We start from the raw sequence: 13,295 nt of genomic DNA on the forward strand, positions 1-13,295 counted from the left end.
GGGGTTTTGACAGATAAGGGATGCTAACACAGATTAGAACACTGTGGGAGCATCTCTTTTTTTGTCCCTACAATATCTATGCAAAGTTCTACTACCTCCAACTTAAATGTAATGGAGGAGTTAGGATGACTAAGAAAAAAGGTATCTTTGATGTAAATGCAGATATTAACCTTTTTAATCAAGGAAAGGGAACAGCTGTAGAAGAAAAACTCTTAGGTGGTACAGCAAAAGGAACAGCATCAACTAAGAAAGATGGCAGAGACTTAGACAGTGTAATGGATATAATTATTCAGCAGATGAAAGTAAGTGGATACAGAGAAAGAACTATTACTGACTATATCAGGTATATGACACAGTTTAGAAAAATCACAAATGTAGAATACCTTGAGGAAATTACCACAGACACTATTTATTTATGGCTTGATTCAATGCAAGTATCAAATCAGACTAAATTAACAAGGTTAAAATGTCTTAAGGCAATACTAGGAAAGTGTTTCAATAATGGATGGTTTGGCTCAAAGTTCTGGCATGGCATCAACATTAAGGTTGATAAGAAGGTTAAAAAGGGTGCTAAAAAAGATGATGTAATGGTTTTATTGTCTTTGTTAGACTTGAATACCTTTATTGGGTTAAGAGATGCTGTGGCAGTTTTAACTCTTTATAAGACAGGAGTAAGAATTAACACACTAGGGCAACTCCAAGAAAGACATATTGACTTTGAGAATAAATTGCTCTGTATGGATGGCACAATCTTGAAAAACCACAAGGTTCTAAAATTACCTGTTGATGATGAACTTATACATTTGTTAAAAATACTAATACAGCAAAATGATAAAATTAGAGCATATTATGGGGAAAAGAATTCTTATTTGTTCATTACTTGCAAAGGTACTTCCCTTAATACCAAGTCCACCAACAATGCAATCTCAAAACAGTTAAACAAATATGCTAAAAAGTATGATCTGCACAATATTAATCCTCATGCTCTGAGAAGGGGTTATGCAAAGAGTCTGTTAGAGAAAGGAGCAAATCTTGCTTTAATCTCCAAAGCTCTAGGACATTCAAATCTAGGGGTTACAACTCAATATTTAGATATAGATGTGGATGAGGTTGCAGATAATCTAAGGGATTTTTTATAAGTAAGTATCCTCCTGCTGTTTAAGCAGGGGGTTTTCTTGTGATTAAATACAAAAGACAGAGCAATCATGCCCTGCCAACTTGTTTAGATTTGTTCTCCATGAAAAGTTACATATACCAAATTAATTCTTTTTTCATCTGTTTCCCTTGCTTAGTTTTCTTATCTATAACCTGCCATTTACCATCTTTCTTTTCCACTGTATAAACTACATTTGTTCCATCTGCTCTTTTAAAGAGTATAAATCCTTTGTTATCTTTAATATAAGTGACTGGATCAATTACATTTTTATATGGTGCTTTAGTTTCAGGATTTAGAATGTTAACTATTATGTTTTCTACAATGTCTAAAAGTGGCTTATAATCTTTTTGTACTTCTGCTTTATAAAACAATTGGTCATAGGTATATTGTTCATATGTGTTCAAGTCTAGATTGAATGAGTTTTTTATATCTGTAATTGCATCCTGATAAAATTTTTCAACTATTTTTTCCTCTTTGTCTCCTTGATGAATAAAATTAATTGTTTCTATACCAGAAGGAGTTACTTGAAAGGTTATTGTTTCTTTTCCATAAGGAGGGTTATGAGCATGTTCAAAGGTCTCAACTAGAACTTTAACTTCAAAACCAAACCCTCCCTCACTTTCCCTATTAATTGACAGTATTTCTACATCATATAAACCATATTGCTTCATGTATCCATAATAATTTATTATCTCTTTACTTATATGTGGAGAAAGTGCAGTAAGCAATGTATCATTTAGCAATTTATTATCTAAGCTATTTTGAGCTGCTTGTATCTTATAAGGTTGCATAAGAAAGAAAAATAACATAACTGAAATAACTAAAACATGTTTCTTCCTCACTTTGTCTAGCTCCTCTCAATTAATTAATTGTTTTTATTGTTACCATTCATAATGCAACTATTAAATTTACTCTAATTGGAATTTATTTACATTGAAAAGTATTTTTACTGTAGGTATCTTTGACAGCCTTCTCTCCCTCCTCAATACCCCCTAGTCCCCCCTGTACCCCCCTTTTGGCATCTAGTGTCTATTTAGACTCTACCTTAATTAGACAAAATGACTACTCTGAATTATACTGAGTTTCTAGTGTCTATTTTAAATGTCTATTTAATAATCTGCATAAATCAGGAGGATACATATATGGCTAAACAGTATGGATATGCAAGAGTTTCAACAGCAGAGCAAAGTCTTGAGGTACAGATACAGGCTTTAAAAGAGGCTGGAGTATCTGAGATTTTTAAAGATAAAGCTACAGGTAGAAATACTAAAAGGGATGGCTTACAATCTCTCCTGAGTATTCTAGATGTTGGAGATACCCTTGTAATAACAAAGTTAGATAGAATAGCTAGGAATGTTAAGGAAGGCATACAGCTTATAGATGAATTAGCAGAAAAGGGAATAAAGCTCCATGTACTAAATATGGGATTGTTTGATGGTACAGCTACCTCAAAGCTCCTGAGGAATATACTGCTCTCTGTAGCTGAGTGGGAGAGAGAAATGATACTTGAGAGACAAAGAGAAGGCATTGCAGTAGCTAAGACTCAAGGTAAGTACAAGGGTAAGCCTAAGAAATACACAGATAAAAATCCTGCTCTAGTCCATGCTTTAGAGCTGTTTGCAAACAGAGCAACAAATGGTAAGACTGTAAAAGAAATATGTGAGATAACTAAAATTAGTAGAGCATCCCTGTACAATATAGCAAAAGAGAAGGGAATTATTTAAGAGCATCCAATGTGATTGCTCTTATTTTTTTTCTTTTTTTAGTGGTCTTTTTCCCTGATCTGTGGAAAATACAAACTTTAAATATTTTTATGAATTGAGATACTCTGCATTTCTTGGATGTTGCATGGTTAGAAACATTGATATAACAACATTCCTACTATATAGAAAATCCAAGACCAGCTTAACCACTCCTGTAACATGCCTTATTCAATTTTTTTACTTTATTCATTTTCTTCTCAAGTATGGCATTCCATTCCCCTAACATTACTCCTATTTATTTAATCCATAATTGAAAAGGAATTCCCCTACAAGCAGTCACAGTTCTGTATTGGATATCTAATGATAGTTTTGTGAACAGGTTGTTTAGTGTGAGAATGTATAGCCTGTCACAGCAAAATTTAATCATCTAAATACAGGTTGGAGGAAAGGGAATATCTTATGTCACAGTTTTCATTTCTCATCTAATTATAGTTATGGGCAGTCATTCAATTCTAACTGTCTAACATTTTAAGGGGGAATGTCTACTTAACACTAAAGAACTGAAAGAACTGAAAGACATGAAAGCAGAGAAAGATTTTAAAGGTTGTAAAGGATGGATAGTACAACTATTAAATACAACTTTGTATCAATATGAATAACAACAATATATTAACAACATTGAGAGGGGATTAATAAATGAGTACAGTTAAAGTAAAGGATAAAAAGAATATACCAAAAGAAATTATTCAGGAGGGAAAAGGTCTATTAGGTGAAAGGCTTTCTAACTCTGATATAGAACAAGTACCATTTGTTCATCTGTCAGTAAAAGAATCTTACAACTTTGAAACTGATGAAATTGATAAAAAGGTTTATCTATCATTGGATAAAGATTTTATAGCTCAGGGTGGCTTAACTAATCTACATCCATCAGCATTAAAAGTGTTGCTTGTTATTGCATCTCATACTGATAAGGATGGCTATGCTTGGATTTCTCAGGAGAGCATTGGAAAGTTAGTTGGACTTACTAGACAGCAAGTGGGATCAGTAATTCATAAGTTTTTGTTGAGCAATGTTTATCTTAATAAAAAGCTATTGGAGGCTATTAAACTAAAGAAAGGAGATGGTCAGGAATTTTATCTTTACCATCCAATTAACTGTTATCTAGATTATGAGGTTTACTCAGGAGATGATGAGCTTAATGGGGAGTATGAAGACTTAGAGGCTATTGAGATTGACTAACAATGTGGGTGTTACCAAAAGGTTAAGGGAACCTCTGTACTAAGGAGTTTCCCTTTTTTCTTTTAGAAATCAAATATCTGCAGGTTGAAACTCAATTGATTTTGCTTGATACATTTTGTCAAGGTATTCATAAACAATAACAACTTCTCCAACAAAACCTGCAGGTGAAATTTGCCCCCCAACTCTGACTATAAGCTGATTGTTTTTTATTTCATAACTAATAATTCCTCCAAAAGCTATATCATCAAATAAATTTTCAGGGTTAATCTCTAAAGGGGTTATATCAATTATAGTTTTCTTCCCATCTATAGTAATTTCTGTCTTGTTAGTAGTTAATTTAGTCTTTACATTTTTTAATACTATTGCAATGGGATTATCTACAAGTACCTCTCTAAACCTATTGTGACCTGCATCAAAAACATAAACTTCTTCCCATAAAACTCCAGTGCCATAACCCTTTGTCAAAATGATAATAAGTTCTTTCTTTTCATCCCTATTTATATCTTCATAAATAATTTGTGGAGCATAAGAAGGTGCATTTGCTACACTAAGCCAAAAAGGTCTGTTATAAACTATTCCCTTGAAATCAATTTTGAAATCATGAAATAGCCCATCCCTTTCCTTGGCATACAAAGTTATATTTTCTTGGTTTGATTTTGCAACAATATCATACCCTTCAATACTTGCCATTGAATTATTAGGAACAATTACCATAAGAACTGCCAGTATAAGAATAATATTTCTTTTCATTTAGTTTAACACCCCTATTTAGTGTTCCTTTGTTGGTTGTTTTATCCATAAAACCTATAACTTATTCAAATCCCATGAACTTACAATTACTTACTTTAATCCACATAGACATAGTTAATCTAGTAGCAAATGGTTAATGGGCTTATCACCTGTTTTCCTGATAACTACAGAGGAGGAGTTAATTAAATGAAAGAACAAATGATTATTGAGATGACAGCTAAACTTGAAGAGGTACAAACTGCTAAAGAGGCAGTATATACATTTGTTGATGAGATTGAGGATAAATTGGCAGAGGGGGAGAAGGATGTATCAGCTTTGGAGCAAGACCTACAAGCTAAGCAGGAGGTTCTTTCTATTATTACAGACATTGGGGAGGCTAAATTAGCTAAGCAGGAGATTAAATTAATTGTAGAGGAAATTGAACTTACAAACTCAGTTACTGAGGCAAAGGTAAAGACAATGAAGGTTGAGCTTGAGAATAAAATTGAGGAGTATTTTAAGATTCATAAATCAGCTCATTTCTTATTTAGAGCAGTAGATAACTATTTTGTTTTAAATACAAGCATTTCATCTTTAGCAAAAGATAAGGAGACAATTGATGCTTTTGCTCAGTCATTAAATGGTTCATTCAGAGGAGTAAGACAAGTCTTATTAGATATAGGTATTGTAACCATTGCAGACCAAAATAAGCAGTACAGAGGTACTCACTTAGGACAAAGAGATTTAATGTCTGAGCTTACTAATTTTGAATATGAAATTAGACCATATGTAAACCATTTAAGGTCATCAGGAATTTATAAATAATAATGGGAAGGGTTGAGCAGACTGCTCAGCCTTTTTTATTTACTGAGAGGGAGAGGCAAATGAGCATAGACTACAAATTTAATGTTTGGAGAGTATCAGGAGAGAGAGCTGAGGCATGGAGTCCAAGGGCTTACAGGCTTATTTCATATAATCAAAATTCTGAATCAATGAGTGGCTATACAATTGGCAAAGTCTTGTATTTGCATCATTTAAAGAGGTTAGATGCTAAGCAAATAAGAGAACAATTAGAAAATAAAATACCCATTAATATGATAAAGGGAATCATCAGAGGTTTTAATAAAAAGTACCAGACAGCAAAGACAGAGAGTTATGAGGCTTATGCCATTGCTATGTATATGGTGGAACATCATCCAGAGGAACTTGAAAAGATATATTTATTTAAAATAAGCAGACTTTAAGGAGCTGGGCTTTGCTTGGCTCTCTGTTTATTTTAACTCCTAAGTCTGCAGCTTGAAAATACACTCTAATGGAAAAGTGGAAAGGAAATGACACTAATAAAACAGTTAAGGAGTTGGAAGGAATGAAAACAGTCATTGTTAAAAGAGGTAAGGAAATTAGAAATGCTTTTCCTGCTGAGATGGAAGAAGAGATAACTTTTTTTGAAATGTATTTAACCTTTGTTCTAAAGGTAAAAGAGTTAGAGGTAGTTTCTGATAGTCAAAGGGAACAGTATTTTGAGGATTACTTTGTCAGTGAGGGCTATAAGAATTTTCTGAAGAGTGCTGGGAAAATCCATCTGTTAGAGTAGCAATAAAAGATAGTAGGGAAAATAAAGTACTTGATAACTGATAATGTCTAAGTTATCCTTTTACTAGGTAATAGAACTTTGTTGGGGAATGGTACTAATCCCTACTATAAATACATTGTAGACAGACAGTGAAAATTTAATCTGTGTTAACCTTTGATATGCCTGTTGTTTGGCTGATAAGGAACAGGATTCCTCCCAGTAGCTCAGCTGGATAGAGCAACGCCCTTCTAAGCCGTCGGTCGGGAGTTCGAATCTCTCCTGGGACGCCATACATATTACATAGTAAACTTCCGCAATTAGCGGAAGTTTTTTTAGTTCATGATGTTCGGTGCTTTAACAACTATCATTGGAGAGAGTTTATTACTGGATGAAACATATTTTGCTGAGCCCCAAGGCTAAAAATAGTAATCATAAGCAGATAACCCGTGGAGCTTATATATTGTATTCTCTGAGAATATAAATCAGCATAAGGGGGATGACTCAGAACCCTTAAACTTGTGCTCAGTAATTTTCTCTATTATACTATGGACTCGAAAAGGTACATGACTATAGTTAAGTTGCAGTTATAAGGGCAAAATGGTTCATTATATGACAGGAAAGGGAAGTGATGAAATATGAGCGAACATGATGAAGATGTCGTTCTGTTCCCTAAATGGAGAAAGTCATTAGAGGAAGAAGGGTTTAAAGCCTTAGAAGAAAAGCGTTATAAAGATGCATTAGAAAGCTTTGAACAATTGCTTAGTTTTAGAATAGATAGCCATGATCTACTAATGGGAGTTTTAATATGTAAAACGGAGTTGGGTGAGCACGAGGATGCTTTAGAGATCTGCTCTAGATTGATGAAAGAGGCGGAAGAAGAACAATACTATCAATATTTACATATATACATCATGATCTTGTTTCAGATGGGACAATATTCAGAACTATTAGATTTGCTAGAAGAGATATTTAAGGAAAAAAATATTCCTACCCCGACAAGGCAACAGCTCTTTCAAATGTATGAGGCAAGTAGACAGTTAAACCTACAGCAAAGAGACCAGAACCGAGAAAAAGGAGAAAAAGAATTTACACAGGCGTTTCAAACAGAAGATCCACATCATCATTGGAGAATCCTACAGTGGATGAAAAATCATGATCTATATCCTCCTAAAGAAAAGATTAAACCAATATTAGAGAACCCTACTATTCATCCTGTTGTAAAAACAAGGCTGTTGGACTGGTTAAGTGAGGATTATATAGATCAAAATTTTACTATTCAAAAATTCATGAATACGACAACGATTAATCCTGCACATTCAGGTGTTTTTGCTGAAAATCAGAAAGTAAAGACCATTTTTAAACAACTAGAATCTATGGAACAGAAAGACCCCACTCTCTATGATTTTTGTAAAAAGGTCATATATAGGTATTTGTATGTAGTTTATCCTTTTCTACCAATTGAGGGTGAAGTGCAGGAATTAATAGATGCTGTCATCATCTATTCAAAAAGTACATTATATGGAGATGGAATTTCGAGGGATGTTGAATCTGAAAATAATTTTTTTGGTTTGCTTCAACAAATGGAAAAAATTTATTTATCAATCATCGACGAATAGGAATAGATGTAGAAGATTGTTGAAAGCTGTGTAACTTGTGGTATAATAAAATGGTTGTATTTTGCGTACGGAAATGTTGACCGTAACAATAAACAAAAACATTCAAATGAATAATAGATCTTGGAGGGAATTTTTAATGTCAGCAAAATGGGAAAAATTAGAAGGAAATGAAGGGTTACTAACGGTCGAAGTTGATGCTGATAAGTTTAATGGTGCATTAGACCAAGCGTTCAAGAAAGTAGTTAAAGATATTCAAGTTCCTGGATTCCGTAAAGGAAAAATACCTCGTGGAATGTTTGAAACACGTTTCGGTGTTGAATCTTTGTATCAGGATGCGTTGGATATTATCTTACCTACATCTTATATGGAAGCCATTGAAGAAACAGGAATCGAACCAGTTGACCGCCCAGAAGTAGATGTTAAACAAATTGAAAAGGGAAAACCATTAATTTTCACTGCTACAGTAACGGTAAAACCAGAAGTTATACTTGGTGATTATAAGGGACTCGAAGTGGAAGAATTAAGTACTGAGGTTACTGATGAGGATTTAGATGCTGAATTGAAGGAAATGCAAGAACGTCAAGCTGAACTAGTTATCAAAGAAGATGGAGAAGTTGAAAATGGCGATACAGTAGTAATGGATTTCGATGGTTTTGTTGATGGTGAAGCTTTTGAAGGCGGTCAAGCTGAAAACTATTCTCTTGAGATTGGTTCCGGTCAGTTTATCCCAGGATTTGAAGACCAATTAGTTGGTAAGAAATCCGGAGAAGAGATTGAAGTTGAAGTGACATTCCCAGAGGATTACCATGCGGAGGACCTTGCTGGCAAAGCAGCTACATTCAAGGTGAAAATCCATGAAATTAAATCAAAAGAGCTTCCTGAGCTTGATGATGAGTTAGCGAAGGATGTTGATGAAGAAGTTACAACTCTTGAAGAATTAAAAACGAAAACAAAAGAGCGTCTAGAAATGGATAAAAAGAGCGAAGCAGATACACAAAAGCGTGAATCCCTCATTGAGCAGGCTTCTGAGAATGCTGAAGTATCTATTCCTGATGCAATGGCAGACGCTGAATTGGATCGCATGATGCAAGAATTCGAACAACGTTTACAAATGCAAGGTATGAATCTTGATATGTACTATCAATTATCTGGAACAGATCAAGATGCATTGCGTGAACAAATGAAGAATGATGCAGAGAAGCGTGTAAAAACCAACCTAGTTTTAGAAGCTATTGCTGTTCAAGAAAACCTTGAAGTATCTGAAGAAGATGTTCAAAAAGAACTTGAAATTATGACTAGTATGTATCAAACAGACGTAGATAATCTAGTGAAAATGCTAGGTGGTAGTACAGATCCGGTGAAAGAAGATCTTAAGTTTAGAAAAGCTATTGATTTCTTAGTAGAAGAAAGCAAAACTAAAGCGTAAATAAAAAACAAGGTGCTTTTTAGTGCCTTGTTTTTTTAACAAGGAAAGTGAATAACCAATAGAACGGAACCATGCATCAACTAAACTTGGGGCTTGCCAAGTTTTTATGATGATCTCCGTTTATAAATCATAGTATTGTCAAAACTAAACAGTATGCAATCATTCATCCGTGGTAAAATAAAGATGTGCTCAAAAATGGAATGAAGACATCCCATAATTACATATAATAAATAAATATTAGAACCTTATAGATTGACGAAAAGGAATAAAATGTCCATAATATAAGAAACTTCCGACAGAGAAGGTAGTTCCTCCTATCTGTCGGTTTCATATCTATCGAGGTGCTATTAGAAGAACGGTAAGTAAAGAACATAATGAAAAGGGGTATTACTTTAGAAATATCTAGAATTTTGATATGATGAGCTCAAGGGGATGTAAGGAATGATACGGAGGAATGTTTGCATGGTAGCTTTCCTATAGATGGACCTAACATTTATAAAGAGGTGAAACAAATGTTTAAGTTTAATGAAGAAAAAGGGCAATTAAAATGCTCGTTCTGTGGTAAAACTCAGGATCAGGTTCGTAAGCTAGTAGCAGGACCAGGAGTTTATATATGTGATGAATGTATTGAATTATGTACTGAAATAGTGGAAGAAGAGCTTGGGAACGAAGAGGAAGTAGAGTTTAAAGAAATTCCTAAGCCAAAAGAAATCCTTGAAATTCTAAGTGATTATGTAATTGGCCAAGAAAAAGCAAAAAAATCTCTTTCTGTAGCTGTATATAATCATTATAAACGTATTAACTCCTCTCAAAAACAAGATGAGGTAGAATTATCAAAAAGTAATATTTGTATGATTGGACCTACAGGTAGCGGTAAAACATTACTAGCTCAAACTCTTGCTCGTATTTTGAATGTTCCATTTGCTATTGCAGACGCGACTTCACTTACAGAGGCTGGATATGTTGGGGAAGACGTAGAAAATATTTTACTTAAGCTTATTCAAGCAGCGGATTACGATGTAGAAAAAGCTGAAAAGGGAATTATCTATATTGATGAAATTGATAAAGTGGCTCGTAAATCAGAAAACCCTTCTATTACTCGGGATGTTTCAGGTGAGGGGGTTCAACAAGCGCTACTTAAAATTCTTGAAGGAACTGTAGCAAGTGTTCCTCCACAAGGTGGAAGAAAGCATCCGCATCAAGAGTTTATTCAAATTGATACAACCAATATCCTATTTATCGTAGGTGGTGCGTTTGATGGTATTGAACAAATTATCAAGCGTCGTCTTGGTAAGAAGACAATCGGTTTCGGTTCGGAAACAGAAAGCAAGGATTTAGACAAAGGAGAACTTTTAGCGAAAGTACTTCCTGAAGATCTATTGCGTTTTGGATTGATTCCAGAATTTATTGGACGTTTACCTGTTATCGGAAGCTTAGAGCCATTAGACGAAGAGGCATTGGTTGAAATTTTAACAAAACCAAAGAATGCTCTAGTTAAACAATATCAGAAATTATTCAGCATTGATGAGGTTGAATTAGATTTTGAAGAAGATGCCCTGCGTGAAATCGCTAAAAAGGCTATTGAAAGAAAGACAGGCGCACGTGGATTACGTTCAATCATTGAAGGAATTATGTTAGATGTCATGTTTGAACTTCCATCTCGTGATGATATTGAGACTTGTATTATTACGAAAGAAACTGTTGTTGAGGAAAATGGTCGTCCAAAACTTATCTTAAATGATGGAACAGTTATGGATGAAAATAAAGAATCTCCAAAAGAAAGTGCCTAATGAAAAGCCTGCCAATTCGGCAGGCTTTTTTCTCGCGAAATAAGTAAATCCTGCCTAGCTTCAGAGGAAAACTTCACTAACGTCTGTCTCATCTATTGTTAAAGTCGTCGCAGGAAGGAGAGCTACTCAAAGTTTCTTCGCAGAAATAATTGCTTTTCTTGTTTCGAAGGGTGCTTGCGCTTTTCTTATTAAGAAAGCTCGCTGAGTTCAAGCTTTTTCTAATATATTCCTATGATTGAAAACCTCTATCTTTACGTTTATCCCTCTTATTTCAGGAGATAATAGCTTGTAATGAAAGCATGATGGAGATGGAGGGAATAAGATGTCTTTAGTACACATCGTATTAGCAGTCCAATTGTTGTTTGGAATAGTCATTGGATTGTATTTTTGGAACCTTTTGAAAGGGCAAAGATCGCAAAAAATAACCATTCAAAAGGAATCTAAAAAAGAATTAGATCATTTAGCAAAAATGAATAGTATTTCTTTAAGTGTTCCTTTGTCAGAAAGAGTTCGTCCAGCTCATTTTGAGGATGTCATAGGACAAGAAGATGGTATTAAATCTCTGAGAGCAGCGTTATGTAGTGAAAATCCTCAGCATGTTATTGTTTATGGGCCGCCTGGTGTTGGTAAGACAGCTGCAGCGAGATTAGTTCTGGAAGAAGCTAAAAAAAGTGAGGGAACACCGTTTCGTTCAGATGCTGTTTTTATAGAATTAGATGGCACAACGGCAAGATTTGATGAAAGGGGAATTGCGGATCCCTTAATTGGATCTGTTCATGATCCTATTTATCAAGGTTCGGGTGCTATGGGGCAAGCTGGAATTCCACAACCTAAACCTGGCGCTGTATCCAATGCTCATGGAGGCGTTTTATTTATAGATGAAATTGGAGAATTGCACCCTATTCAAATGAATAAGTTATTGAAGGTGTTAGAGGATCGCCGTGTTTATTATGAAAGTGCCTACTATAGCGAAGAAAATGACCAAATTCCTTTACATATACATGAGATATTTAAAAAAGGGCTGCCAGCAGATTTTCGTTTAATAGGGGCTACTACAAGAAAACCAGAGGAGATTCCCCCTGCTATTCGTTCTCGATGCTTGGAAGTATTTTTTAAAGAGCTTGAAGAAGATGAAATTAAATTGGTGGCTCGTCGAGCGGCAAAAAAAATTCAACATGATATAAGTCAAGAGGCGGAAGAACTTATAGCACGGTTTGCTACAAATGGACGTGAGGCAGTCAACCTTGTTCAAATAGCAGCAGGAGTTATTGCTAATCAAGATAAGAATCAGATCACTTCAGAGGAAATGGAGTGGGTCGTCGAATCAAGCCAATTAACTCCAAGAATGGTGTCCAAAGTGCCTGAAAAAAGCCGTGTGGGTATTGTGAACGGTCTCGCTGTTTACGGGCCTAATATGGGCGCCTTACTTCCTGTTGAAGTTCGTGTTCTTCCTACAAGAAGTGAAAATGGAAAGGTGACTATAACAGGCATTGTGGAAGAAGAAGAAATTGGGAGCCAGCAGAAGTCGATCCGAAGGAAAAGTATGGCTAGAGGTTCAGTAGATAACGTGTTAACAATGCTGCAATCCCTTGGGGTTCCAACTCATCACTATGACATTCATATCAACTTCCCTGGTGGTGTACCGGTAGATGGTCCTTCGGCTGGTGTTACCATGGCAGCGGGTATAATGTCAGCTATTTATAAGAAAAAAGTGAAGTGTAAAGTTGCGCTAACTGGGGAAGTTAGTGTTTATGGATATGTTAAACCTGTCGGTGGGATTCCATCCAAGGTAAGAGCTGCCCAAAAAGCAGGAGCGGAAATGGTTATCATTCCGAAAGATAATAATCAAGCTTTGTTAAGTAATATATCGGATATTAGCGTTAATCTTGTGGAACAATTCCATGAAATTATCCCGCTTCTTTTTGAAGGCTCACCTAGTATTTCCGATTTATTACATCCACACGCCTATGATGTAGAAGAGGATAAAAGACCTTTTTCATCCTCCATGTAGTGAAATGTCAAGTTTGCTTATAAATTTACAAAGGGTTTTCTTTTCTTTATAC

General features: G+C 35.0%; 12 protein-coding genes. 10 read left to right on the forward strand and 2 right to left on the reverse strand.

Going from position 1 to position 13,295, the window contains the following annotated elements:
• Positions 1–125 precede the first annotated feature (125 nt).
• Positions 126–1,139 carry a site-specific integrase gene (locus RZN25_02705; GenBank protein MEQ6375740.1) on the forward strand — a complete coding sequence of 338 codons (1,014 nt, stop codon included), beginning with the start codon at positions 126–128 and terminating at the stop codon, positions 1,137–1,139.
• Between the two features lie 106 nt (positions 1,140–1,245).
• On the opposite strand, the gene RZN25_02710 is transcribed toward RZN25_02705, so the two are convergent.
• The gene (locus RZN25_02710; protein ID MEQ6375741.1) at positions 1,246–1,998 is read right to left on the reverse strand and encodes a DUF3888 domain-containing protein; all 753 of its coding nucleotides are present in this window, start codon (positions 1,996–1,998) and stop codon (positions 1,246–1,248) included.
• Positions 1,999–2,298: 300 nt separating this feature from the next.
• On the opposite strand from RZN25_02710, the gene RZN25_02715 reads away from it, so the two are divergent.
• Together RZN25_02715 and RZN25_02720 are read left to right on the forward strand one after the other, a co-directional pair.
• Positions 2,299–2,880, forward strand: coding sequence for a recombinase family protein (locus RZN25_02715; protein MEQ6375742.1), 582 nt, complete (start codon positions 2,299–2,301; stop codon positions 2,878–2,880).
• A gap of 675 nt (positions 2,881–3,555) precedes the next feature.
• Positions 3,556–4,098, forward strand: coding sequence for a helix-turn-helix domain-containing protein (locus RZN25_02720; protein ID MEQ6375743.1), 543 nt, complete (start codon positions 3,556–3,558; stop codon positions 4,096–4,098).
• 69 nt (positions 4,099–4,167) lie between these two features.
• Here the strand turns inward: RZN25_02720 and RZN25_02725 are convergent, their stop codons facing one another.
• A complete protein-coding gene (locus tag RZN25_02725) occupies positions 4,168–4,848 on the reverse strand; it encodes a hypothetical protein (GenBank protein MEQ6375744.1) in 681 nt (226 codons plus the stop codon).
• A gap of 186 nt (positions 4,849–5,034) precedes the next feature.
• Between RZN25_02725 and RZN25_02730 the strand changes: the two genes are divergently transcribed.
• The 7 genes from RZN25_02730 to lonB all read left to right on the forward strand — a co-directional run bounded on the left by RZN25_02730 (position 5,035) and on the right by lonB (position 13,243).
• Positions 5,035–5,652: a hypothetical protein gene (locus RZN25_02730; protein ID MEQ6375745.1), complete on the forward strand. Its 618-nt coding sequence runs from the start codon at positions 5,035–5,037 to the stop codon at positions 5,650–5,652.
• Between the two features lie 59 nt (positions 5,653–5,711).
• A complete protein-coding gene (locus RZN25_02735; GenBank protein MEQ6375746.1) occupies positions 5,712–6,071 on the forward strand; it encodes a hypothetical protein in 360 nt (119 codons plus the stop codon).
• A gap of 122 nt (positions 6,072–6,193) precedes the next feature.
• Positions 6,194–6,421, forward strand: coding sequence for a hypothetical protein (locus RZN25_02740; GenBank protein MEQ6375747.1), 228 nt, complete (start codon positions 6,194–6,196; stop codon positions 6,419–6,421).
• 614 nt (positions 6,422–7,035) lie between these two features.
• Entirely contained in the window at positions 7,036–8,016 is a 981-nt protein-coding gene (locus RZN25_02745; GenBank protein MEQ6375748.1) for a DUF3196 family protein, read from the forward strand.
• A gap of 136 nt (positions 8,017–8,152) precedes the next feature.
• A complete protein-coding gene (gene tig / locus RZN25_02750; GenBank protein MEQ6375749.1) occupies positions 8,153–9,442 on the forward strand; it encodes a trigger factor in 1,290 nt (429 codons plus the stop codon).
• A gap of 512 nt (positions 9,443–9,954) precedes the next feature.
• Positions 9,955–11,232: an ATP-dependent protease ATP-binding subunit ClpX gene (gene clpX, locus RZN25_02755; protein ID MEQ6375750.1), complete on the forward strand. Its 1,278-nt coding sequence runs from the start codon at positions 9,955–9,957 to the stop codon at positions 11,230–11,232.
• Positions 11,233–11,554: 322 nt separating this feature from the next.
• Positions 11,555–13,243, forward strand: coding sequence for an ATP-dependent protease LonB (lonB, locus tag RZN25_02760; GenBank protein MEQ6375751.1), 1,689 nt, complete (start codon positions 11,555–11,557; stop codon positions 13,241–13,243).
• The last annotated feature ends 52 nt before the right edge of the window (positions 13,244–13,295 follow it).

Source organism: Bacillaceae bacterium S4-13-56 (genome assembly GCA_040191315.1).
Classification (GTDB): domain Bacteria; phylum Bacillota; class Bacilli; order Bacillales; family JAWJLM01; genus JAWJLM01.

What these genes read in the sequence shown, in the direction of transcription:
- RZN25_02705 (MEQ6375740.1), top strand. Translation starts at nt 126, where the DNA reads ATGACTAAGAAAAAAGGTATCTTTGATGTAAATGCAGATATTAACCTT.
- RZN25_02715 (MEQ6375742.1), top strand. Translation starts at nt 2,299, where the DNA reads ATGGCTAAACAGTATGGATATGCAAGAGTTTCAACAGCAGAGCAAAGT.
- RZN25_02720 (MEQ6375743.1), top strand. Translation starts at nt 3,556, where the DNA reads ATGAGTACAGTTAAAGTAAAGGATAAAAAGAATATACCAAAAGAAATT.
- RZN25_02725 (MEQ6375744.1), bottom strand. Translation starts at nt 4,848, where the DNA reads ATGAAAAGAAATATTATTCTTATACTGGCAGTTCTTATGGTAATTGTT.
- RZN25_02730 (MEQ6375745.1), top strand. Translation starts at nt 5,035, where the DNA reads ATGAAAGAACAAATGATTATTGAGATGACAGCTAAACTTGAAGAGGTA.
- RZN25_02735 (MEQ6375746.1), top strand. Translation starts at nt 5,712, where the DNA reads ATGAGCATAGACTACAAATTTAATGTTTGGAGAGTATCAGGAGAGAGA.
- RZN25_02740 (MEQ6375747.1), top strand. Translation starts at nt 6,194, where the DNA reads ATGAAAACAGTCATTGTTAAAAGAGGTAAGGAAATTAGAAATGCTTTT.
- RZN25_02745 (MEQ6375748.1), top strand. Translation starts at nt 7,036, where the DNA reads ATGAGCGAACATGATGAAGATGTCGTTCTGTTCCCTAAATGGAGAAAG.
- tig (MEQ6375749.1), top strand. Translation starts at nt 8,153, where the DNA reads ATGTCAGCAAAATGGGAAAAATTAGAAGGAAATGAAGGGTTACTAACG.
- clpX (MEQ6375750.1), top strand. Translation starts at nt 9,955, where the DNA reads ATGTTTAAGTTTAATGAAGAAAAAGGGCAATTAAAATGCTCGTTCTGT.
- lonB (MEQ6375751.1), top strand. Translation starts at nt 11,555, where the DNA reads ATGTCTTTAGTACACATCGTATTAGCAGTCCAATTGTTGTTTGGAATA.